Genomic DNA, 23,093 nt, shown 5'->3' with positions numbered 1-23,093 from the left:
CGCGTGATCTGAACGGGCGGGCCGGCCGGTGTGGATGGACACCGGCCGGCCCGCCGCTCGGCGTTCCTCAGGAGGCCGCCCGCTCCTCCAGCGAGGCCAGCACCCGCACGCCCCGGTCGGCCCGCGCGTCGAGGCCCGGCAGCAGACCGGGCACGGCGATGCTCGGCAGCATGTGCGCCCACATCACCGACAGCCGGTCGCCGAGATCCGCGCGGTCCGTCAGCGCCCGTGACATCAACTGGATGCCGGTGAAGGAGCCCACCAGCAGCTCCACCGTCTCCGGCGGCTTCACCGTCGGCAGCAACTCGCCCCGGTCCCGGGCCAGTTCGAGCAGACTGGTCAGCGCTCGCGCCCACTGGAGGAACGGCTCCCCGTGGTCGACCCCGGACGGCGTCTCCTGATCCACCGCCAGCCGGACACTGCCCCGCAGCAGGGAGTTGCTCAGCAGCCGCTGGCCCACCACGAACGTCATGTCGACGATCTCCTGGATCTTGCACGGCTGCGGCGGCACCGCCCCGAAGGGCACCTGCTCGTCCAGTACCGCCCTGGCGAGCGACTCCTTCGACGGGAAGTGGAAGTACAGGGCGCCCTTGGTGACTTCGGCGCGCTCCAGGACCATGGCGATGGTGGTGGACGTGTAGCCGTGCTCGTCGAAGACCGCGCCGGCCGCTTCCAGGATCGCCCTGCGCGTCCTGATGGCGCGCTCCTGTTTCGCCATAAGAGCCCCTTAACGGCACCGAGTTGGCCGGTTCCGCCGATCGTCCACTGGTTCGGCCCGATCATAGGATGCCGTCGACTGATCTCATTGAAAACAAACCGGTCGCCTCGTACTCTAACGCCAACCGGAGCGGACGGCTCGCCGTCTGCCGTTGCCTTCGGGGGACCGTAGGGAGAGAGATGACTCGACCGCGGCAGCTTGCCGACGCTCCGACGCTGACCGCAACCGTGCCCCGCCAACTGGTGCACCGCGCCGCGGTCGCGGAGACCCTGCTCACCGGCTGGCGGCGCACCGGAGCCGACCGATTCGCGGTCTCCGTGCAATGGCCGCGCGCACACGGATTACACGTGTCCCCCGACTGGTCGGCGTACGACCCGCTGCTCGTCGTCGAGACCGTCCGGCAGGCCGGCACCCTCATCGCCCACGCCGAGTACGAGGTACCCCTGGATCATCAGTTCGTCCTCCAGGAGTTCCAAGTCGACACGGTCGCCGCACAGTTGGATGTCGGCCCGCTGCCCGCCGAGCCGGAGATCACCCTGGTCTTCACCGACGTCCGCCACCGCGGCCGGCGCCTGGCCGGCGCCCGCTACACCGCGCACGTCCTGCGGGACGGCGCACGCGTCGCCTCCGCGGACGTCGCCTTCACCAGTGTCGGCCCGTCCGTCTACCGCAGACTGCGCGGCGGCCGCAGCCCCGAGACGGTGACCGCCCTGCCCGTCCCGCCCGGCCTGCCGCCGGCCGCCGTGGACCGCGTGCTGCCCACGGACGTCGTCCTGGCCGCGACCGGTGACCCCGACCGCCGGCGACTGCGAGTAGATACCGCACACCCCGTTTTCTTCGACCACCCGCTCGACCACGTCCCCGGCATGCTCCTCCTGGAGGCCGCGCGCCAGGCCGCCCGGCTGCGCAGACCCGACGGCCAGGTGCCCGTGGCGTACCACGCCCTGTTCCACCGGTACGCCGAACTGGACGAACCCATCTGGATCGACATCAAGGGCGGTCACGGCACCGACGTGCAAGTCGTCGGAACACAAGGGGAGTCGACGTTTTTCGAGTGCCTGGTCGGCACCGCCGTACGGTGAGCTATTGTGTACAGGGGGTAAGAAACAAACGGCACGACCCGTTCTTTACCGGCCCAGGAGAGTCCACTCGATGGCGAGGCAGTTACGCGCCGAACAGACCCGCGCGACGATCATCACGGCCGCAGCCGACCTGTTCGACCGGCACGGCTACGAGTCGACCAGCCTCAGTGACATCGTCGAGCACGCCCATGTCACCAAAGGCGCCCTGTACTTCCACTTCGCGGCGAAGGAGGACCTGGCGCACGCCATCATGGAGCTCCAGTCCCAGGCCTCGCGCCGGGTCGCCGGCGACATCGACGACCGCGGCTATCCGGCCCTGGAAGCGTTGATGCGCCTCACGTTCGGCCTCGCGCGGCTGTCGGTCGAGGGCCCGATCGCTCGCGCGGGGCTCCGCCTCGCCACCGGGGGCGTCAAGGTCAAACCGCCCCTGCGCCACCCCTTCACCGAGTGGCTGGAGCTGATGACCCGTCGGCTGATCGGCGCGGTGAAGGAATCCGACATCCACGCGGACGTCGACGTGGACGCCGTCGCCCACTCCCTGGTCTGTTTCTTCGTCGGTACCCGGGTCGTCGGCCGCTCCCGGGAACCGGCGGCCCGGCTGCCCCGCAGGATGGCAGAGATGTGGCACGTCCTCATCCGGGGCCTGGTGCCGGTACCCCGCCGGCCCCGCTACCTCAGCCTGGCGGCCCGCCTGGAGCGCGAGATCATGGTGGGGTGACCGGGGGAAACGAGGAGAAACCCCGGGAAACGGGGAGGTCGGCGGTGTGCGCGATACGGTGAGGCGCATGCCCGACACCCCCGCCCCGCCGCCCGTGATCCTCGGCGACGAGCCCGGCTCCTTCCCCCACGGCGTCCTCGCCGAACGGCACCCGGCGATCATCCGGCAGGTACGGGACGCCTTCCCGTACGACCGCGCCGTCCACCGCGCCCTGGACGCGCTGCTGGAGAGCTGCGTCAAGGGCGTGATCGAACCGCTTCCCGCCGACGCGCACGACGGCGAGCGGTGGCGCGACTGGGGGCTCGACGCGTACGCGGGCCGGTCCTGGTTCGACGTGCCCTGGCTCTGGTCGGAGAGCTACTTCTACCGTCGCCTCCTCGACGCCGTCGGCTACTTCGGTACCGGTGTCTGGCAGGGCATCGACCCGTTCCGCCCCTTCAAGCTCGCCGAACTCGACGCGCCCGAGACCGACGAGGAACTGGCCGTCCTCGACACCCTCGAAACCCGCCCCGCCGACGAACGGGCCCGCGCCCTGCTGCACGGCTCGCTCTGGGGCAACCGCGCCGACCTGGGCTTTCGTCTCTCCGACGCCGAGGCGGAGCAACGGGACGCCGCACCGGGCCTGGTGGCCGACGACAGCGAGGCGCTCTGGTCGCTGCTGCCGGCCCCCGACCGTGGTGCGGGCACCGGTGACGAGAGCGCCGCCGCGCCCACCCGCACCGTCTGTCTGATCGCCGACAACGCGGGCCGTGAGCTGATCCCCGATCTGCTCCTCGCCGCGCACCTCCTCGCCCACGGCCGGGCCGGGCGGGTCGTACTGCAGGTCAAGCCGTACCCCTACTACGTCTCCGACGCCACACCCGCCGACGTCGTCGACGCGCTGCGGAAGCTGACCCGTGCGCCGGGTGCGGCTGCCGGATACGGCAGGCGACTGTGGGAGGCCATGGCGGACGGCCGTCTCACGGTCCGCGCCCACCCCTTCTCCGCGGGCCCGCTGCCGTACGCGGAGCTGCCGGACGATCTGCGGGCGGAGTTCGCCGCGGCCGCCGTGACGATCGTGAAGGGCGACCTCAACTACCGCCGTCTGGTGGGTGACCGCCGGTGGCCGCCGACCACCCCCTTCGCCGAGGTCACCGCGTACTTCCCCGGCCCGGTGGCCGCGCTGCGCACCCTGAAGTCCGAAGTGATCACGGGTCTGTCCGCACGGACCGAGGCCGCCCTGGTGGCCGCCGAGGTGCAGCGCTGGCGCACCGGCGGCACCCACGCCCTGGTGCAGGTGCGACCGTGACCCGCGATCCGGCCGGCCCGTCCGGGCCCGTCCGGTCCGCCAGGTGCGCTCAATCCACATGCACCGGCAGCGACTTGATCCCGTTGATGAAATTGGAGACCAGCCGCCTCGGCGGCCCGGCGGTCCGCAGCCGGGGCAGGGCCCGCAGCACCTCCCGGTAGAGCACGCGCAGCTGGAGCCGGGCGAAGTGCGCGCCCAGGCAGACGTGGGGTCCGTCGCCGAAGGACACGTGCGGGTTGGGCGTACGGGACAGGTCGAGCCGGTCGGGGTCGGGGAAGGCCCGCTCGTCCCGGTTGGCGGCGGCGTGGAAGACGACCACCTTGTCGCCCGCGCGGATCGGCCGCCCCGCGAGCTCGGTGTCCCGGGCGGCGGTGCGCCGGAAGGTCAGCACCGGTGGATGCCAGCGCAGCAACTCGTCGACGGCGGGCGCGAGTTCGATCTCGCCCGCGCGCAGCCGTTCGTACCCGCGAGGGTGTTCGGCGAGGGCAAGCAGCCCGCCCGGGGCGGCGCTGCGCACGGTGTCGTTGCCGGCGACGGTGAGCAGGAAGAAGAACATCTCCAGCTCGGCGTCGGCGAGTTCGCCGTCGAGGGCCAGGACCGTCAGCACGTCGTCTGCGGGGTGGTGCCGCTTGTGGCCGGCGAGTCGTTGCGCGTACGCGAACATGTCCCGCAGGGCGGCGGGGGAGCGCGGGTCGACCGGCCGGCCCGTGGCGTCGTGCCGGCCGGGACCGGCCTCGTCGGGATCCTGGTAGCCGATGACCCGGCGCGTCCAGTGCAGCAGCAGTGCGCGGTCGCTCTCCGGGACGCCCAGCAGGTCGGCGAGGTTGAGCAGGGCGTAGTCGTCGGTGACGGCGGCCACCAGGTCCACGGTCCCGTCCGCCGTGCGGGCGTGTGCGACGGCGCGGGCGCACAGGGTGCGGGCCCGTTCCCCGGCGAGTGCGGTGAAGCGCTCGATCCGGCCGGGGGTGAAGGCCCGGCTCACCAGTCTCCGCAGCCGTCCGTGGTCCGGCGGATCCTGATTGAGCATCATGCGCCGGATGAACGGCAGGTCCCCGGGAGCGGGGTCACGGATCTGTGTGGCCCCGAGGTGGGAGGAGTAGGTCGCCGAGTCCTTCAGCACCCGCACGACGTCCGCGTGCCGGGTCACGGCCCAGAATCCGGGCCCGGCGGGCCAGCCCAGCACCTCCGGCTCGGCCTGCCAGGACACCGGGTGGTGGTCGCGCAGGACGCGGTAGGCGGCGTACGGCACGCCGGCGGCGTACTGCCGGGGGTCGAAGACGTCCGGCGCGGGCGGGGTCTCGCGCACGGTCACGCGGATCCGCCCTCTCCGAGGGAGTCCGCCCGGAGGAAGTCCTCCCCCACCCGGACCGGCTCCGGCGGTGTCGCGTCCCTCGGGTGGTGCCCGGCGGCGGGAGTCGCGTGGGCGGGCGTGAGGGTCTCCGGGGAGGATGCCATGGGACCACGGTGACCCCGGCCGCGGTGTCCGGCAAGGGCGCGAGCCCGCCGGCCCGGCCGCGGTCGAAGTCCCGTGCGTGCGCTGCCCGCGCGGCGCGACTCCCGTCCCGCGCAGGGCTTCCCGTCCGGTTCACTGGATGGTGTGATCATGTGCCGCCCCACGGATGGCCCGCGCAGGCCGAGGGTAGGGCCCGGCCATGAAGCAGCCGTTCGAACTCCCGCACTTCTACATGCCGCATCCCGCGCGGCTGAACCCGCATGTCGATCAGGCGCGCGCCCACTCGACGCGGTGGGCGCGCGACATGGGCATGCTGGAGGGGTCCGGGATCTGGGAGCAGGCCGATCTGGAGGCGCACGACTACGGCCTGCTCTGCGCCTACACGCACCCCGACTGCGACGGCCCCGCGCTGTCGCTGATCACCGACTGGTACGTGTGGGTGTTCTTCTTCGACGACCACTTCCTCGACATGTTCAAGCGCACCCCGGACCGGGCCGCCGGAAAGGCGCACCTGGACCGGCTTCCGCTCTTCATGCCGCCGGACCCGGCGACGCCCGTGCCCGAGCCGCTGAACCCGGTCGAGGCCGGCCTGAAGGACCTGTGGGCGCGCACGGTGCCGGCCATGTCCGAGGACTGGCGGCGGCGGTTCGCCGTCGCGACGGAGCACCTGCTCAACGAGTCGATGTGGGAGCTGTCCAACATCCACGAGGGGCGGATCGCCAACCCCGTCGAGTACATCGAGATGCGCCGCAAGGTGGGCGGTGCCCCCTGGTCGGCGGGGCTCGTGGAGTACGCGACCGCCGAGGTCCCGACGGCCGTCGCCGGGTCGCGGCCGCTGCGGGTGCTGATGGAGACCTTCTCCGACGCCGTCCACCTGCGCAACGACCTGTTCTCGTACCAGCGCGAGGTCGAGGACGAGGGGGAGAACAGCAACGGCGTGCTCGTCCTGGAGACCTTCTTCGGCTGCACCACCCAGGAGGCCGCCGACACCGTCAACGACATCCTCACCTCCCGCCTCCACCAGTTCGAGCACACCGCGTTCACCGAGGTCCCCGCGCTGGCCCTGGAGAAGGGACTGCGCCTCGACGAGGTGGCCGCCGTCGCCGCGTACGCCAAGGGGCTCCAGGACTGGCAGTCCGGCGGCCACGAGTGGCACATGCGCTCCAGCCGCTACATGAACGAGGGTGCCGCCTCCGTCGCGCCCTGGCAGCGGCTGACCGGTCCCGGTACGTCCGCCTCCGATGTCGTGGCGCTGCTCGCCTCGGCCGCCGCGGAGCGGCTGCGCGCGTACGCGCACGTGCCCTTCCAGAAGGTCGGGCCCTCGCTGCTGCCCGACTTCCACATGCCGTACCAGGTCGAGCTGAGCCCGCACCTGGAGGCGTGCCGTCCGCGGCTGACCGCGTGGATGCACCGCATGGGCATGCTGGAGGAGGGCGTGTGGGACGAGGACAAGCTCGCCGCCTACGACCTCCCGCTCTGCTCGGCCGGCCTGGACCCGGACGCCACCGAGCAGGCCCTCGACCTCAGCGCCCACTGGCTCGCCTGGGGCACCTACGGCGACGACTACTACCCGCTGGTCTTCGGTGGCCGCCGTGACCTCGCCGCCGCCCGGCTGACCACGGCCCGGCTGTCGGCCTGTATGCCCGTCGACGGTGAGCAGGTGCCGGTCGTCCCCGTCAACGGCATGGAGCGCGGCCTGATCGATCTGTGGGCCCGCACCACCGCCGGCATGACCCCCGGTCAGCGGCGCACCCTGCGCGACGCGGTCGACAAGATGACCGAGAGCTGGGTGTGGGAGCTGTCCAACCAGCTCCAGAACCGCGTCCCCGACCCGGTGGACTACCTGGAGATGCGCCGCGCCACCTTCGGTTCCGACCTCACGCTGAGCCTGTGCCGCATGGGCGCGGGCCCGGCGATCCCGCCGGAGGTCTACCGCAGCGGGCCCGTCCGGGCGCTGGAGAACGCGGCCATCGACTACGCGTGTCTGACCAACGACGTCTTCTCGTACCAGAAGGAGATCGAGTACGAGGGGGAGATGCACAACGCGATCCTCGTCGTGCAGCACTTCTTCGGCTGCGACTACCCGGCCGCGCTCGGCATCGTGCACGACCTGATGACCCAGCGCATGCAGCAGTTCGAGCACATCATCACCCACGAACTGCCCGTCCTCCAGGACGACTTCGCGCTGTCGGCCGAGGCGCGCGCGGCGCTGGGGAACTACGTGGGCGACCTCCGGAACTGGCTCTCGGGCATCCTGCACTGGCATCGCGAGGTGGACCGCTACAAGTCCGGCTACCTGGCCCGCCGCGCCCATGGCTTCGTGCCGGACCGGTCGTCGGCGGCTCCGCCCGTTCATCTCCTGCTTTCAGGACTTACATATACGGAATAGGGCATTCGGGGAACGCGTCCGGGGCGTCAGGCGTCTTATGGGGCAAGGGGAACGACCAAGAGAACACGGGGGTGTTCGACCTTGACCGACACGATCGAGCCGATCAACGAGGTCTTAGCGAAGGAGCGCGACCAGGCACCGGCGCCCGGCGAGCTGACGCCGTACGTGGCGCCGCTGACCGTCCCGCCCGTCCTGCGGCCCGCGACCGACGACGTGACCCACGAGACCGAGATCGCCCTGCGCCCCGCCTGGGTGCGCCTCCACCCGCAGCTGCCGCCCACCCTCATGTGGGGGTACGACGGCCAGGTGCCGGGCCCGACCATCGAGGTGCGGCGCGGACAGCGCGTCCGCATCGCCTGGACCAACCGCATCCCCAAGGGGAGCGAGTACCCGGTCACCGCCGTCGAGGTGCCCATCGGGCCGCCGGGCACCCCGGCGGCCAACACCGAACCGGGCCGCGGCGGCGCCGAACCGAACAAGGACGTCGCCGCGCTGCCCGCCTGGACCGTGACCCATCTGCACGGCGCGCAGACCGGCGGCGGCAACGACGGCTGGACGGACAACGCGGTCGGCTTCGGCGACGCCCAGCTCTCGGAGTATCCGAACGACCACCAGGCGGTGCAGTGGTGGTACCACGACCACGCCATGAACATCACCCGGTGGAACGTGATGGCGGGCCTGTACGGCACCTACCTCGTCCGTGACGACGAGGAGGACGCGCTGGGCCTGCCCTCCGGGGAGCGGGAGATCCCACTGCTCCTCGCCGACCGCAACCTCGACACCGACGAGGACGGCCGCCTCAACGGCCGGCTGCTGCACAAGACGCTGATCGTCCAGCAGTCCAATCCGGAGACGGGCAAGCCGGTCTCCATCCCGTTCTTCGGCCCGTACAACACGGTCAACGGTCAGATCTGGCCGTACGCCGACGTCGACGACGCCTGGTACCGCTTCCGGCTGGTCAACGCGTCCAACGCGCGCATCTACAACCTCGTCCTGATCGACGAGGACGACCAGCCGGTGCCGGGGATCATCCATCAGATCGGCAGCGACGGCGGGCTGCTGCCGCGCCCGGTGCCTGTCGACTTCGACGAGGCCCTGCCGGCCTTGACGGCCGCCCCGGCCGAGCGCTTCGACCTGCTGGTCGACTTCCGGGGCCTCGGCGGCCGCCGGCTCCGGCTGGTCGACAAGGGCCCGGGCCAGCCGGCCGGCACCCCCGACCCGGTGGGCGGGGTGCGCTACCCGGAGGTCATGGAGTTCCGGGTCCGCGAGACCTGCGAGGAGGACTCCTTCGCCCTGCCCGAGGTGCTCTCCGGCTCCTTCCGCCGGCTCTCCCACGACATCCCGCACGGCCACCGGCTGATCGTGCTCACCCCGCCCGGCACCAAGGGCTCCGGCGGCCACCCGGAGATCTGGGAGATGGCCGAGGTCGAGGACCCGGCCGAGGTCTCGATCCCGGCCGAGGGCGTCATCCAGGTCACCGGCGCCAACGGCACGACGAAGACGTACCGCCGTACGGCACGGACGTTCAACGACGGTCTCGGCTTCACCATCGGGGAGGGCACCTACGAGCAGTGGACCTTCCTCAACCTCTCGCCGATCCTCCACCCCATGCACATCCACCTGGCCGACTTCCAGGTCCTCGGCCGTGACGCCTACGACGCGTCCGGCTTCGACCTCACCCTCGGCGGCACCCGGACGCCGGTGCGGTTCGACGCCGGCACCCGGATCCCGCTCGCGCCCAACGAGCTGGGGCACAAGGACGTCTTCCAGGTGCCCGGGCCCCAGGCCCTGCGGGTGATGGGGAAGTTCGACGGGGCGTACGGGCGGTTCATGTACCACTGCCACCTCCTCGAACACGAGGACATGGGCATGATGCGGCCCTTCGTCGTCATGCCGCCCGAGGCCCTGAAGTTCGACCACGGCGCGGGGCACGGCGGCCACGGCGGGGGTCACACGGGCTGACGCCCCGTCCGCGCGGCGTGCTCCACCGCGGCTCGTGCCAGCGCCTGGACCATCGGGTGCGGGCGCGAGCCGTCGCCGTGCAGCTCCGGCTGGAAGAGGGAGGCCAGGAAGAAGGGGTGGCCGGGCAGTTCCGCCATCCGCACCTGGCCCGCCGCGTCGTGCCCGGAGAAGCGCAGCCCGTGGGCGGTGAGGGTGTCGAAGTGACGGGCCAGGCCGTAGCGGCAGGAGTAGCGCTCGACGGTGCGCTCCGCGCCGATCACCGTGTGCGCGAGCGAGCCCGGGGTGAGGACGACCGTGTCCTCGTGGCCTTCGAGGGAGCAGGCCAGCGGGGCGAGCAGGGGGTCGTCGGCGTCGGGGTCGTTCTCGGCGTGCGCCACGTGCGCCAGCCCGCAGGCGTTGCGGGCGAACTCCAGCAGCGCGTGCTGGAAACCGCCGCAGGTGCCGAGGAACGGGATGCCCTCCTCACGCGCGGTGCGGATCGCGGCGAGCACACCGGCCTCGCTGCGGTACGGGCTGCCCGGCACCACCCACACCGCGTCGAAGCCGCGCACCGCGTCCGCCTCCTCGGCGTCCGCGGAGGGGATCCAGTACGTGTCCAGGACCAGCCGTTCCCGGGTGGCGAGGGCGTCCAGCAGCAGCGGGATACGGGAGTGCGAGACGACGTTCGGGGAGCGGTCGCCGACGAGGGCGACCTTGGCGATCCGGGCCGTGCTGTCGGCGGAGGAGGGGGAGTGCGTGTGTGCGTCGGTCATGGCATTCATCCTGGGCGCGGCCCGAGGTTCACGTCCAACGATGATTGCTGGACTTCCCATCAGCATCTCTGATGAGAGGCTGGGGGGATGGACCCGCATCTCCTGCGCACCTTCGTCACCGTGGCCCGTCTGGCCTCCTTCTCCGAGGCCGCCCGGGACCTCGGCTACACCCAGTCCGCCGTCTCCCAGCACATCGCGGCCCTCGAACAGGATCTCGGGGCGCCGCTGCTCACCCGCCGTCCCGTCGCCCCCACGACGGCCGGTGAGCGGCTCCTCGAACACGCGGGCCCGCTGCTGCTGCGCCTGGAGGCGGCCCGCGCCGACGTCGTACGGATGGCCGCCGCGCCCGCCCTCGGGCTGACCCTGGCCGCCTCGCCGGCCGCCCTCCCGCCCCGGGTCCTGGCCGCCCTCCCGCCCGCCGGGGTGACCCTGCGGGTGCTGGCCCGCGACGACGTCCCCGCCGCCGTCGCCGCCGGTACGGCCGATCTGGGTCTGGTGGACGGTCTGGCCGCGCCCAGCGACCCGCTCCGGCTGCCCGACGTGGCCCCGCTGACGACGTACGCCGTTGCGGAGGAACCGGTCTGTGTCCTGCTGCCCGCCGCGCATCCGCTGGCCGGGCGCGCCGGGCTGCGCCTCGGCGACCTCGCCGACGCGCGCTGGCTGGACTCCCCCGACACGGCCCTGCCACTGGACCGGCTGCGCGCCGCGAACGGCGGCCGCGGCTTCCGTCCCGCCCTGCGCTACGACGGCACCGACGTCCGCGTCCTGACCGGCCTCGCCGCCGCGGGGCACGGGCTGGCGATGCTGCCCCGAACGGCCGCCACGGGTGTCGCGGGCGCGGTCGCCGTCCCGCTGACCGAGCCCCGGGTCGTCCATCGGATCGAACTCGTGTACGTCGGTACTCCGACGGGGGCGGCGGCCGCGCTCGTGGCGGCGCTGTCCGTGCGCTCCTGAGCCGTTCCGTCCCTGGTCGGCGCGGCCCTACCGCTGCTGACCCTGGGTCAGTCTCACTCGTTCGTGGCAGGTCGCGCGCCGGTGCGCCGGGTAGAGCACCAGCCGGAGGCGATCCATGGAACAGACCGCGTTGCGTCCCAAGCCCATCCCCGGCCAGGAGCCCGGCGGCGGCACCGAACCGGACGGCCGAGGCCGGCGTCCGCACGCCGCCCGCCACCGGCACCGGCGGCTGACCAGCCTGCTGACCGGGCTGCTCGTCGGCACGGTCCTCGTCCTGACCGGCGTCGGACTGGGCACGGCCGGGGCGACCGTGATCGGCCTGAGCAAGCTCGCGGAACTCCAGCGGGCGACGGCGGCGGGCGGCGGGGGCGCGCCGGGCACCCGGCCGTCCGCCCGCCCGGGATCCCCGGCCCCGGCCCCGCCCTCGTCGGAGGCCTCGCCCGCCCCCGCCCGGGCCAGCCTCGGCCTGGAGGTCGTGGACGCGGAGAAGGCGGGCGCCCGGATCGTCGCCGTCCATGTCCCCGGCCCCGGCTTCACGGCCGGCCTGGTGCGCGGAGACGTCCTGCTGACCTTCGGCGAGGCCAGGATCGACTCGGCGACGGACCTCGTACGGGCGGTCCAGGCGGCCCGTCCCGGACGGGAGGCCAAGCTGACGATCCGTCATGCAAGTGGGGGATATCAGCAGTTGGCGGTGGTACCGGGGATCGTCACCTGACGGTGTCCCGCACGGGCGGGCGCACGGCGGCCCGGCCGTCGTCCTGCCGCCGGCACGGGCCAGGCACGTCCCGGGCCACGGGCCAGGCACGTCCCGGGCCACGGGCCAGGCACGTCCCGGGCCGCCCCGTGCCGCACAGGCCGGACACCTCACCGGCCATGCGCGTCGTCCGGCGGGCACCCCACGGATCCGGTATCTCACGGATCCGGTATCTCACTGGCCACACCGGACCCCGCGCGCCACCATGGGCGTCATGCCGACCTCGCTGCCCCCGCCGGCCGCCTCCGGGCCGGCCCACGACGGCGGACCGGAGCCCGGCGGGCCGCAATCCCGTGCCGACCGGCTCGCGCGGCTCCCGCTGTCCGGGCAGGATGCTGCCCGTAGTCACCATGTCCTGCCAGGGAGGTCCGGATGACCGGCACCGCACATGCGCCCTTCACCGCCGACGACTACCGGGCCCGCATGGAACGGGCCGCGCGGCAGGCCGCCGACGCCGGACTCGCCGGGCTTCTCGTGGCACCCGGACCCGACCTCGTCTGGCTCACCGGCTACACGCCCACCGCGATCACCGAACGGCTCACCCTGCTCGTCCTCGCCGCGGGCCACGACCCGGTCCTCGTCGTGCCGACCCTGGAGGCCCCCGACGCCGCCAAGGCGGCCGGCGCCCCCGCGCTCACCCTGCGGGACTGGACCGACGGCAAGGACCCCTACGCCGCCACCGCCGGCCTCCTCGGGGCGGGCGGCCGGTTCGGCATCAGCGACAACGCCTGGGCGATGCACCTGCTGGGCCTCCAGAGCGCCCTGCCCGCCACCTCGTACGCCTCCCTCACCGAGGTCCTGCCGATGCTGCGGGCCGTCAAGGACGCGGCGGAGCTGGAGCTGATGGCGGCCGCCGGAGCCGCCGCAGACCGGGCGTTCGAGGAGATCCGCACGGTGCGCTTCGCCGGCCGCCGGGAGAGGGAGGTCGGCGCCGACCTCGCCGACCTGCTGCGCCGCTTCGGGCACTCCCAGGTCGACTTCACCATCGTCGCCTCCGGGCCCAACGGCGCCAACCCCCACCACGAGGTCGGGGACCGCGTCATCGAGGTCGGCGACATGGTCGTCCTCGACTTCGGCGGCCTCAAGGACGGCTACGGCTCCGACACCTCCCGCACCGTCCACGTCGGGGAACCCACCGCCGAGGAACGCCGGGTCCACGACCTGGTCCGCGAGGCCCAGGAGGCGGGCTTCAGGGCCGTCCGCCCCGGGGTCGCCTGCCAGGAGGTCGACCGGGCCGCGCGCGCGGTCATCGCCGACGCCGGGTACGGCGAGTACTTCATCCACCGCACCGGCCACGGCATCGGCGTGACCACCCACGAACCGCCGTACATGATCGAGGGCGAGGAGCGGCCCCTGGTGCCCGGCATGTGCTTCTCGGTGGAGCCCGGTGTGTACCTGCCCGGCCGGTTCGGGGTGCGCATCGAGGACATCGTCACCGTCACCGAGGACGGCGGCCGCCGTCTCAACGACACCACCCGCGAGCTGGTCGTCGTGGACTGAGCCCCCAGGAGCCCACACCCCCAGGAGCCCCGGCACCCACCCGAACGGCAGTGGCCCGACCATGACCCAGGCACCGACACCCACCGCGGACACCGTCCGCAGACTGGTCCGTGCGCTCCTGAAGGAGGGCGGCGCCGACGGCCCCGGCCCCGAGGTGCGGCCCGTCCGGGAGGAGGGCGCGGCCTTCACCTGGTGGGTCGGCACCCGTCACGTCCTGCGGCTCGCCCCCGACCGTGACGCGGCCGTCCGCCAGCGCCGCGAACTGCGGCTGCGCGACCTCGTCCGGCCGCATGTGCCGGTCGCCGTGCCGACCGGCGTGGCGCACGGCGAATGGTCCCCGGGGCTGACCTACACCCTCGACACCAAGGTGCCCGGCGGCACCGCCGAGGAGCACGAGGTGTCGGCCGTGGGCGAGGCCGACCTCGCCGGGCTGCTCGGCGGGCTGCGCGAGGTGCCGCCCCGGCAGGCCGACGCGCTCGGCGTGCCGCGCGCCGCCCCGCGCTCCCTGGAGGCGCTGCGCCGGATGGCCGTCGCCGCCGCCGAACGCCTCGCCCGCGCGGACGAGTTCGAGGCCCCGCGGCTGCACCAGCTCACCCCGCCCGGCGCGGCCCAGCTCGCCGCCCAGCCCGCTTCGGCCGTCCTCGTCCACCACCGCCTGCGCGGCGAGCACCTCGTGGTCAGCGCCGACGGCCGGGTGCGGGGCGTGCTCGACTGGACGGACGTGGTCCTCGGCGACCCCGCCGAGGACATCGCCGGACTCGCCCTCGCGGTCGGCTCCGGCGCCGCCGTCCGCGCCGCCACCCTCGCCGGCTACGGCGCCCGCCCCTGCCTGCGCGGCCTCTGGCTCGCCCGCTGCGACACCGTCGTACGCCTCGCCGAACGCCTCGACGGCCGCGGCACCGACCCCGCGCCGCTGCTGCGCACCCAGCTGCGGCGGGCCTGGGAGGCGATCCTGCTGGAGCGGGTGACGGAGCTGCGGGAGGACGGGGAGGAGGAGGGCTGACGGGGCGGACGAGGAGGGCCGGCTGGGCGGACGAGGTGGGCTTCGGCGGCGCGGGCCGGGGACCCGGACACGACGCGCGCCCGCCCCGCACCGGCGTCGGCCCCGCGGCGGCGCTGACCCGCTCACTCCTGTTCCAGTACCACGCACGACTCTCCGGGCACGTGCAGCAGCCCGTCCGGCCCCGGGGTCTCCACCGGCTCCCAGGCCGCCAGAACCCGGGCGGGGCGAGGGCCCAGGGGGATCGCCGCCGAGCCCTTGCCGAGGTTCACGACGACGCGGACGTCCCCGCGCCGGAAGGCGAGCCAGCGGGCCACGGGGTCGTGGGCGACCTTGATGTCGGCGAGGTCGGGGTCCGTGAGGTCCGGCTGCGCGTGCCGCAGCGCGATCAGCTCCCGGTACCAGGCCAGCACGCGCGCGTGGGGCTCGCGTTCCGGCTCGGACCAGTCCAGGCAGGAGCGGTCACGGGTCGCCGGGTCCTGCGGGTCGGGCACCTCGTCCTCGGCCCAGCCGTGCGCCGTGAACTCCCGTCTCCTGCCCCGCCGTACGGCCTCCGCCAGGTCCGGGTCGGGATGGTCGGTGAAGTACTGCCAGGGGGTGCCCGCCGCCCACTCCTCGCCCATGAACAGCATCGGGGTGAACGGGGCGGTCAGCGTCAGGGCCGCCGCGCACGCCAGCAGCCCGGGGGAGAGGGACGCCGCGAGCCGGTCGCCCTGGGCGCGGTTGCCGACCTGGTCGTGGGTCTGGCTGTAGCCCAGGAGCCGGTGGCCGGGGATCCGGGACCGGTCCAGCGGGCGCCCGTGACGGCGGCCCCGGAAGTCCGAGTACGTGCCGTCGTGGAAGAAGCCGCCGGTGAGGGTCTTGGCGAGCGCCTCGAAGGGAGCGCGCGCGAAGTCGGCGTAGTAGCCCTGGGACTCGCCGGTGAGCGCGGTGTGCAGCGCGTGGTGGAAGTCGTCGTTCCACTGCGCGTGGAGCCCCAGGCCGCCCGCCCGGCGGGGCGTGACGAGCCGCGGGTCGTTCAGGTCGGCCTCGGCGATCAGGAACAGCGGCCGGCCCGTCTCGGCGGCCAGGGCGTCCACGGCCGCCGACAGCTCCTCCAGGAACGGGTACGCGCGCGTGTCCGCCAGCGCGTGCACCGCGTCCAGCCGCAGCCCGTCCAGCCGGTAGTCCCGCAGCCAGGCCAGCGCGCTGCCCAGCAGGAACGCCCGCACCTCGTCCGAGCCGGGCGCGTCCAGGTTGACGGCCGCGCCCCACGGCGTGTGGTGGCGGTCGGTGAAGTACGGGCCGAACTCGGGCAGGTGGTTCCCGGACGGACCCAGATGGTTGTGGACGACGTCCAGGACCACGCCCAGCCCCAGTTCGTGCGCCCGGTCCACGAACCGCTTCAGCGCCTCGGGCCCGCCGTACGGCTCGTGCACCGCCCACAGCGCGACCCCGTCGTACCCCCAGCCGTGCCGGCCGGGGAACGGGCACAGGGGCATCAACTCGACGTGGGTGACGCCCAGTCCGGCGAGATGGCCGAGGCGTCCCGCGGCCGCGTCCAGGGTGCCCTCGGGGGTGTACGTGCCCACGTGCAGCTCGTACAGGACCGCGCCCGGCAGCGGCCGCCCCGGCCACGGGGTACGCCATGTGTGGCGGCCCTGGTCGACGACCGCGCTCGGCCCGTCCGGGCCGTCCGGCTGGCGGCGCGAGCGCGGGTCGGGGCGCACCGGGCCGTCGTCCACCGCGAAGCCGTACCGCGAACCGTCCCGCGCCTCCGCCTCGCCGGTCCACCACCCGGACCGTTCCGGATCGCGCTCCAGTGCCCGCGAGACCCCGTCGCACCGGAGTGTCACGCGTTCGGCCTGCGGTGCCCACACCTCGAACTGCACGGACGGTTCCCCTTCGTCTGCTGACCGTGATGGAGTCCGTCCATCGTGCTCCACCGGCGATCGATCCACGGGCGGAACACCCCCATTGCGGAAGGTGTCGTCGGCCACGCGCGCGTGGGGGCCTTCACCCGTTTTCTGGACACCCGGGGTTCACTGACCGACAATCACGAGCGTGACGTCGTCTTTCGAGTTCAACACGTACCCCGCGCGGTTGTCCGACGCGGAGCGCGACAGGGCGCTGAAGGATCTGCGTGACGGCGTCGCCATGGGACGCCTCTCGCACGACACGTTCATCCGGCGCATGGAGCTGGCCCTCGCCGCCCGGCGCTCCGACGAACTCGCCGCGCTCACGGCCGACCTGCCCAGGGAGAAGCGCGTCTCGCGCCTGGTCTTCGGCACCGTCGAGGCGGTCTCCGGCTTCACCGTACGGCTGCGGCGGGCCTGGCAGGCCGAGCGGCTGCCCAAGCTGCTGCTGCCGCACCCCGGCACCGAGCACTCCCTGCGCATCGGCCGCGACCCCGCGAACGGCCTGCGGCTGACCCACGAGAGCGTCTCGCGGGTGCACGCCGAGCTCAGCCGCCACGGCGGCATGTGGGTGCTGCGCGACCTCGGCTCCACCAACGGCACGACCGTCAACGGACGCCGGGTCATCGGCGCCGCCGTCGTCCGCGAGGGCGACCAGATCTCGTTCGGACGGATGGCGTTCCGCCTCTCGGCGAACTGAGCCGTCCCGCCGAGCCCGTCCGCCGAGCCCGCCCGCCGGGCCTGGGCGGCGAGCCCGCCCGCCGAGTCCGCCCGCGAGCCCGCGCGCGGGGCCCGTCGCACCCAAGTCCCGGCGCGTCCGGCGGTGTTGACGTACCCCTGGGTGATGACTCACTGTGCGTAGACCGGACACGCCCGGTGAACCGACGGCATCGCCCTGGAGGTGTGCCCTGCCGCCCCTCCTGCGCTATCCGACCGTGGACGACATCGCGGCCCGCGCCGCCCTGATCGCCGCCCGACGGCCCCGGGACGCCCGGCTGCGCCGCGTCGGCGTCTCCCGCGCGGGCACGCCCCTGTGGCTGCTCTCCCTGGGCCGGGGCGCCCGCCAGGCCCTGGTCGTGGCCGGGCCGCACGCCAACGAGCCGGTCGGCGGCGCCACCGTCCTGCGGCTGGCCGAACGCGTGCTCGCGGACCCGCGGCTCACCGAGGGCGCCGACGCCACCTGGAACCTGCTGCTCTGCCTCGACCCCGACGGCCTGCGCCGCAACGAGCGCTGGCTGAGCGGCCCGTACACCCTCGGCCGCTACTTCCGGAACTTCTTCCGGCCCGGATTCCGCGAACAGCCCGAGTGGCTGCCCGACGGAGCGGCCGCCGCCGTGCTGCCGGAGACCCGGGCACTGCTCCGCCTCCAGGACGAACTGAAACCTTTCTTCCAGTGCTCGCTGCACGGTGTCGACGTCGGCGGCGGCTTCGTGGAACTCACCCACGACCTGCCCGGCCTCGACCGCCGTATGGCGTACGCGGCCGCCCGCCTCGGCATCCCGCGCGAGCTCGGCCCCTACGACACCCTGTACTGGCCCCGGCTGGGACCCGCCGTCTACCGGATCCCGCCGCCGCGACCGCGCGACCTGGCCGCCGCCATCACCGAGGCCGCCGTCGAGTCGACCTGGTACCACCCGCACCGGCACGGCACCGTCACCGCCGTCGTCGAGGCACCCATGTGGGGTGTCGCCGCGGTCCAGGACGGCTCCCCGCCCACCGACCGCGACGCGGTGCTGCACACCGTCAGCGACGCCCTGCGCCGCGACACCCGCGTGCTGAAACGTCTCCTCGCGCGCGTGCGGCCCCATCTGGGCGGCACCCCCGACGCGGCCCGCCTGCTCGCGCCCGTCGACGACTACCTCCTGGTCTGCCCCGGCCTCGCCGACGCCTGGGACCCCGACACCGCCGACCCCGGCCGCCCGCTGCCGCCGCTCACCGCCGGCCATCTGACCGCCCTCGGCATCGCCGGCCGACGGATCGCCGTACGGACCGCGGGGTACCAGGCGCGGGTCGTGCTCGCCGCGTTCGAACTGGCCGGCCGGCACGGGGCCCGCGCACGATCGGGTGAGCCGGACTGGGGGACACAGGCCGCCGTGCCGATGCACCGGGAATGAAGCACTCCTTCCCCACGACAGCGGTCCGGCGCGTCCTGCCGGCCGCCGCCGTCCTCCTTCTCGCCGCGGCCGTCGTCCCGGCCCACGCGGCCGCCCGGGACGCCTTCCCCGGCAACTGGCTCCAGCTCACCGTCACCCGGGGCACCTCGCCGTCCGCCGACGGCCGGGGCGCCCTGCTCCTGTGCGACCCTCCCCAGGGCCACTCCCGTGCCGTCGAGGCGTGCGGGCAGCTCGCGGCGGTGGACGGCGACCCCGGCGGTCTGACGGCGGCGCAGGACGCCGTCTGCGCGATGGTCTACGCCCCGGTCACGGCCCGCGCGAGCGGACGGTGGAACGGGCGCCCGGTCGAGTACAGCCGGACCTTCGGCAACGCCTGCGAGCTGGCGGCGCTCACGGGCGCGGTGTTCGCCCTCGACGAGGCGGATGAGGCGGATGAGGCTGATGGGGAGGCAGGGCAGACCGGGAAGGGCGGGGAGACCGGGAAGGCCGACGCGCCCGAGGTGTGACGCCGGGCCTTGGGGCGGTGCGGGGTACGCGCGTGTGCGCTACGCCGCCCCCTCGCGCGCGTGCAGGGCCGCCGCCACCACCGTGCGGGACTGGTGCTCCACCTGGTGCTCCAGCGGCACCCAGCGGGCCCCGAAGCGTACGGCGAAGGCGTCGCTCCAGGTCTCGACGAGCTGCTCCAGGCGCGGTGCCGCGTGGTCGTCGCTCTCCTGGAGGACCCGCCGCAGCATCGCGGCCGCCCGCAGCGGCAGCCGGCGGGCGAAGGCGTCCACGCTGCCGACGTACGCCATCGTCGTGTCCGCGGGCGGCACATGGGTCCAGTCCGAGGCCAGCCCCGGCACCAGCTCCAGCGCCCACTTGGCGGCCCGCAGCAGCGGCCCCTCGTCGCCCTCCAGACGCGGCAGCGCCTCGGCGAGCACCTGCTCCACCTCCCTCGCGTCCCGCTGGAGCCGCACCGCCAGCCGCCGGATCGCCGCGGCGGGCGCGGGGTGCGGGGCGGGGTCGTCCACCAGGTCGCTCGCCCACATCGGCACCTCCACGACCGCGGTCAGGCCGCCGTAGCGGTGGGCGTGGTACCAGGTGCTGTGCCGGGCGTCGTCCGGCATGCTCGGGTAGGCCACGTCGGCGCCGGGGTCCGGCATCACGTGCACGCCGGGACCGGACGCCGGCCAGCCCGCCGCGTCGGAGGCGCCCGTCTCCACCGGGATGTGCAGCTGCGCCGCCGACTTGGCGAACGGCTCCGCGAGCCCCGGGATGTCCCTCGTCAACTGCACCCAGCTGCCGCCCAGATCGGTGCCGTGCAGCGTCACCTGGAGGTAGGGCCGCAGCTCGTCGATGACCCGGGTCAGCGCGCGGGTCTCGGGCGGCAGCCGGTCCGGCGGCAGCACGGCGGGCGACCACTCCGGCTGCTCGGGGCCGGCGGGGCGGAAGAAGCCGAGGTGGTACTCCAGCAGGCTGCGCGGCGCCGGGGTGACGTGCAGGCTCGCCCCGTCGGGATCCGCGCACAGCAGGAAGTGCCAGGAGGTACCGGTACGCAACTCCCGCTCGTGCAGCACCCGTTCGGCCAGGGCCAGCAGGGTCGGGCCGCCGGTCGGCTCGTTGGCGTGGGCGCCCGCGACGACGAGCACGGCACGCCGCGCGTGTCCCACCGACAGCAGGTGCAGCGGCCGGCCGGCGCGCGAGAGACCCACCTGGCGCAGCGCACACAGGCCGGGCTGCTGGGCGGCCAGCGCCCGGGCGGAGGAGGTCAGTTCGGTCACCGTCGGGTAGCGCAGCACCGGCAGGAGACTCACCCCCGTTACGTCCGCCCTGCTCGCAATCCGCAGTACCCCACGGACTCTGTGGCCTGTCAAGTACTCCCCCGGGGAGGCTCCCGGGGGCTTCCGGAGGCATGCGCGGGCGGGTGCGGCCGCTCGCGCGCCTATGCCGCCCGCACTTCCCGGGTGACTGTCCCACGGTCCGGCCGAGGCGGCGGGCCCGGGTGAAACCCCGGCGCCGTCGCCCCGGCCCGCCGGTTCCTCCTCAGTCCACCCGCTCCAGCAGCGCCACCGGCAGCCGCGCGAACAGCTCCGCCACGCGCGCGTGCCCCGTGAACGCACGCTCCGGAGCCAGCGCGTCGGCCCACCGCCCCGGCGGCAGCGGCAGCACCGTCTCCCGCCAGCCGCCCGCCTCGGCCAGCCGCAGCGACAGCCGGGTCACCGCCGTCACCGCCCCGCCGGAGCGCGCGAACGCCAGGCAGTGTGCCGCGGCCGGACCCTCGGCGGCCAGCGGCTCGTAGGTCGCCGACGCCCCGAAGACCTCGGGCCGTCGACGGCGCAGCCGCAGCGCGGCGGTGGTGACCGAGCCCTTCGCGCTCTCCTCTCCCGGCTCGGGCGGCGCGAAGCGCGCGGGACGCCGGTTGTCGGGGTCCACCAGGGCCAGGTACTCGTGCTCCGTGCCCTGGTAGACGTCCGGCACACCCGGCATCGTCAGATGCACCAGCGCCGTGCCGAGCACATTGGCCCGGACGTGCGGTTCCAGCGCGTCGCGCAGCGCGGCCACCCGCTCCCCGGGCACCCCGCACGGCCCCGCCGTGACGAACGCGGCCACCGCGTCCTCGTACGGCGGCTCCTGCTCGGTCCAGCTCGTGTAGAGGCCCGCCTCGCGCGCGTGCTTGAGCATCGCCTCCCGGACGCGTTCGGGGGCCGCCGGGCCGAGCCCGAAGACGGTCTGCCAGGCCGCCCACGCCAGCTGCCCGTCCGGCCCGCCCTCCTCCGCGTGCGTGGCCTGCGCCAGTTCCTCCGCCCACCGTGCGGGGCATTCGGTGAGCACGGCCAGCGCGGCCCGCACGTCGGCGCTGCGCTTGGTGTCGTGCGTCGACACCACCGTCCCGGTGGCCGGCCAGTCGCGCTGCACGCGCGCGCAGTACGCGTGGAAGTCCGCCGGGGACACCCCGGGGCTGCCGGGGTCGCCGCCCACCTCGTTCGCCGCCAGGAACGGCACGTACCGGTAGAACGCCGTGTCCTCCACCGACTTGGCGCGCAACGCGGAGGCCGTCTGCGCGAACCGGGCCCGGAAGTCCGCGCGCGCGGGACCCGCGCCGCCGAGCACCAGCCCGCGCACCACGTCGACCGCGCCCGCCTCCTCGGGCACCGCGAAGGCCGCCCGCGCCTGCTCGGCGGCCTCCTCGGTGACCACGTCCGCCGGATCGCCCGAGGAATACGGCCGGTAGACCTCCAGACGCACCAGCAGCTCCTCCAGCGCCGTGCGCAGCGCCCACGGCGCCCGGTCGCGCAGGGCGGGGTCCGGGGAGGTCGCGCAGACCCGGGACGCGACCCGGGTCAGCCGGTCCAGCTCGGCCGCCAGCTCGTGCGAGAGCACCCCGTACGCCGCCCGCCGCGCGGTCGCCGCCCAGTCGCCGCCCCGGTCCGTCTGCGGGGCCGCGAAGTGCCGGTAGTGGTCCAGGAGCCGCCGGGCGCCCTCCGGGTCCGTGAAGAGGCCGTCGACGCGGCGCAGGGCGTCGTAGCCGGTGGTGCCGGCGACGGGCCAGGAGGCCGGCAGGCGCTCTCCGTCGGCGAGGATCTTCTCCACGACCGTCCAGCGGCCCCCGGTGGCCTCGTGCAGCCGCTCCAGGTAGGTGTCGGGGTCGGCGAGGCCGTCGGGGTGGTCGACGCGCAGTCCGTCGAGCACGCCCTCGTGCAGCAGCCGCAGGACCGTGCCGTGGGTCGCCTCGAACACCTCCGGGTCCTCCACCCGCACCCCGATCAGCTCCGAGATGCTGAAGAAGCGCCGGTAGTTCAGCTCGGTGCGGGCCAGCCGCCACCACACCGGCCGGTACCACTGGGCGTCCAGCAGCTGCGGCAGCGGCAGCTCCTCGGTGCCCTCGCGCAGCGGCAGGACGTGGTCGTGGTAGCGCAGGACACCGCCGTCGGTCCGCAGGTGCGCCAGTTCCGCCCCGACGGGCCCGCCGAGCACCGGGACGAGCACCTGGCCGCCGCCCGCCTCCCAGTCGATGTCGAACCAGCGCGCGTACGGCGACTTCGGGCCCTCCCGCAGCACCTCCCACAGGGCGCGGTTGTGGCGCGGGGCCATCGCCATGTGGTTCGGCACGATGTCCGCGACCAGGCCGAGCCCGTGCTCGCGCGCGGTGCCCGCCAGCGCCCGCAGCCCCTCCTCGCCGCCCAGTTCCTCGCGCACGCGCGTGGGGTCCACCACGTCGTAGCCGTGCGGGGAGCCGGGCACGGCCTCCAGGACCGGTGACAGATGCAGGTGCGACACACCGAGCGACGCCAGATACGGCACGGCCGCCGCCGCGGCGGCGAACGGGAACGCGGGCTGCACCTGCAACCGGTAGGTGGCCGTGGGCACGACGGGGACAGGGGACGCAGGGGTCATGGAACCCTACGTACCCGCCCAGCCCCGTTTCGTGTCATCCCGGCGCCCACCTGGCGGGGCTTCCCCGCCGGGCGGCCGCCGCCGGGCCGTGCCCGCACGGTCCCGTCCGGCCGGCGACGCCACCGTGCGTCCACGAC

Annotated in this window: 19 protein-coding genes; 12 read left to right on the top strand and 7 right to left on the bottom strand. The window is 74.2% G+C overall.

All coding sequences use genetic code 11. The features are described from left to right. Nucleotides 1–67: 67 nt before the first annotated feature. Nucleotides 68–718 (bottom strand): ScbR family autoregulator-binding transcription factor, encoded by a 651-nt coding sequence (locus tag IE275_RS32060; protein WP_189715653.1) that lies wholly within the window; start codon nucleotides 716–718, stop codon nucleotides 68–70. Between the two features lie 179 nt (nucleotides 719–897). Here IE275_RS32060 and IE275_RS32055 point away from each other — a divergent pair, with 179 nt between their 5' ends. The 3 genes from IE275_RS32055 to IE275_RS32045 all read left to right on the top strand — a co-directional run bounded on the left by IE275_RS32055 (nucleotide 898) and on the right by IE275_RS32045 (nucleotide 3,806). Further along, nucleotides 898–1,800: a ScbA/BarX family gamma-butyrolactone biosynthesis protein gene (locus tag IE275_RS32055; protein WP_189715652.1), complete on the top strand. Its 903-nt coding sequence runs from the start codon at nucleotides 898–900 to the stop codon at nucleotides 1,798–1,800. Nucleotides 1,801–1,870: 70 nt separating this feature from the next. Beyond that, nucleotides 1,871–2,518: a ScbR family autoregulator-binding transcription factor gene (locus IE275_RS32050; RefSeq protein ID WP_189715651.1), complete on the top strand. Its 648-nt coding sequence runs from the start codon at nucleotides 1,871–1,873 to the stop codon at nucleotides 2,516–2,518. A 67-nt stretch (nucleotides 2,519–2,585) separates the two neighbouring features. Then, the gene (locus IE275_RS32045) at nucleotides 2,586–3,806 is read left to right on the top strand and encodes a damage-control phosphatase ARMT1 family protein (RefSeq protein WP_189715649.1); all 1,221 of its coding nucleotides are present in this window, start codon (nucleotides 2,586–2,588) and stop codon (nucleotides 3,804–3,806) included. Nucleotides 3,807–3,855: 49 nt separating this feature from the next. Here the strand turns inward: IE275_RS32045 and IE275_RS32040 are convergent, their stop codons facing one another. Next, nucleotides 3,856–5,118, bottom strand: a complete 1,263-nt coding sequence (locus IE275_RS32040; protein WP_189715647.1) for a cytochrome P450 — start codon at nucleotides 5,116–5,118, stop codon at nucleotides 3,856–3,858. Then, complete coding sequence (locus IE275_RS32035; protein WP_189715645.1) at nucleotides 5,115–5,261, bottom strand: hypothetical protein; 147 nt, start codon at nucleotides 5,259–5,261, stop codon at nucleotides 5,115–5,117. The genes IE275_RS32040 and IE275_RS32035 overlap by 4 nt, the downstream gene beginning before the upstream one ends. A 197-nt stretch (nucleotides 5,262–5,458) precedes the next feature. Here IE275_RS32035 and cyc2 point away from each other — a divergent pair, with 197 nt between their 5' ends. Together cyc2 and phsA are read left to right on the top strand one after the other, a co-directional pair. Continuing rightward, complete coding sequence (gene cyc2 / locus IE275_RS32030; protein ID WP_189715643.1) at nucleotides 5,459–7,648, top strand: germacradienol/geosmin synthase Cyc2; 2,190 nt, start codon at nucleotides 5,459–5,461, stop codon at nucleotides 7,646–7,648. Nucleotides 7,649–7,729: 81 nt separating this feature from the next. Beyond that, on the top strand, nucleotides 7,730–9,610 hold the full coding sequence (phsA, locus tag IE275_RS32025) for an O-aminophenol oxidase PhsA (protein ID WP_373299329.1): 1,881 nt from the start codon (nucleotides 7,730–7,732) through the stop codon (nucleotides 9,608–9,610). Here the strand turns inward: phsA and IE275_RS32020 are convergent. After that, entirely contained in the window at nucleotides 9,598–10,362 is a 765-nt protein-coding gene (locus tag IE275_RS32020; RefSeq protein ID WP_229870761.1) for a CTP synthase C-terminal region-related (seleno)protein, read from the bottom strand. The two genes, phsA and IE275_RS32020, sit on opposite strands and share 13 nt — an antisense overlap. A gap of 87 nt (nucleotides 10,363–10,449) precedes the next feature. On the opposite strand from IE275_RS32020, the gene IE275_RS32015 reads away from it, so the two are divergent. The 4 genes from IE275_RS32015 (at nucleotide 10,450) to IE275_RS32000 (ending at nucleotide 14,573) form a co-directional block, all read left to right on the top strand. Beyond that, entirely contained in the window at nucleotides 10,450–11,316 is an 867-nt protein-coding gene (locus IE275_RS32015; protein ID WP_189715639.1) for a LysR family transcriptional regulator, read from the top strand. A gap of 115 nt (nucleotides 11,317–11,431) precedes the next feature. After that, nucleotides 11,432–12,031 (top strand): PDZ domain-containing protein, encoded by a 600-nt coding sequence (locus tag IE275_RS32010; protein ID WP_189715637.1) that lies wholly within the window; start codon nucleotides 11,432–11,434, stop codon nucleotides 12,029–12,031. A 411-nt stretch (nucleotides 12,032–12,442) separates the two neighbouring features. Then, a complete protein-coding gene (locus tag IE275_RS32005; protein ID WP_189715635.1) occupies nucleotides 12,443–13,570 on the top strand; it encodes an aminopeptidase P family protein in 1,128 nt (375 codons plus the stop codon). 61 nt (nucleotides 13,571–13,631) lie between these two features. Beyond that, nucleotides 13,632–14,573 (top strand): aminoglycoside phosphotransferase family protein, encoded by a 942-nt coding sequence (locus tag IE275_RS32000; protein ID WP_189715633.1) that lies wholly within the window; start codon nucleotides 13,632–13,634, stop codon nucleotides 14,571–14,573. 122 nt (nucleotides 14,574–14,695) lie between these two features. On the opposite strand, the gene treZ is transcribed toward IE275_RS32000, so the two are convergent. Continuing rightward, nucleotides 14,696–16,441, bottom strand: a complete 1,746-nt coding sequence (gene treZ, locus IE275_RS31995) for a malto-oligosyltrehalose trehalohydrolase (protein ID WP_189715630.1) — start codon at nucleotides 16,439–16,441, stop codon at nucleotides 14,696–14,698. Between the two features lie 172 nt (nucleotides 16,442–16,613). On the opposite strand from treZ, the gene IE275_RS31990 reads away from it, so the two are divergent. The 3 genes from IE275_RS31990 (at nucleotide 16,614) to IE275_RS31980 (ending at nucleotide 19,085) form a co-directional block, all read left to right on the top strand. Continuing rightward, the gene (locus IE275_RS31990) at nucleotides 16,614–17,165 is read left to right on the top strand and encodes an FHA domain-containing protein (protein ID WP_189715628.1); all 552 of its coding nucleotides are present in this window, start codon (nucleotides 16,614–16,616) and stop codon (nucleotides 17,163–17,165) included. A gap of 235 nt (nucleotides 17,166–17,400) precedes the next feature. After that, nucleotides 17,401–18,579: a M14 family zinc carboxypeptidase gene (locus IE275_RS31985; protein WP_189715626.1), complete on the top strand. Its 1,179-nt coding sequence runs from the start codon at nucleotides 17,401–17,403 to the stop codon at nucleotides 18,577–18,579. Then, complete coding sequence (locus IE275_RS31980; RefSeq protein WP_189715624.1) at nucleotides 18,576–19,085, top strand: SSI family serine proteinase inhibitor; 510 nt, start codon at nucleotides 18,576–18,578, stop codon at nucleotides 19,083–19,085. The genes IE275_RS31985 and IE275_RS31980 overlap by 4 nt, the downstream gene beginning before the upstream one ends. 39 nt (nucleotides 19,086–19,124) lie before the next feature. On the opposite strand, the gene IE275_RS31975 is transcribed toward IE275_RS31980, so the two are convergent. Continuing rightward, entirely contained in the window at nucleotides 19,125–20,375 is a 1,251-nt protein-coding gene (locus IE275_RS31975) for a M14 family zinc carboxypeptidase (RefSeq protein ID WP_189715622.1), read from the bottom strand. Nucleotides 20,376–20,604: 229 nt separating this feature from the next. Beyond that, entirely contained in the window at nucleotides 20,605–22,956 is a 2,352-nt protein-coding gene (gene treY / locus IE275_RS31970; protein WP_189715620.1) for a malto-oligosyltrehalose synthase, read from the bottom strand. Between the last annotated feature and the right edge of the window lie 137 nt (nucleotides 22,957–23,093).

The sequence above is a fragment of the Streptomyces phaeofaciens genome (assembly GCF_014648915.1).
GTDB lineage: Bacteria > Actinomycetota > Actinomycetes > Streptomycetales > Streptomycetaceae > Streptomyces > Streptomyces phaeofaciens.
Note: the sequence above shows the minus strand (reverse complement) of the source record. Positions and strands in the feature narration are given on the sequence as shown.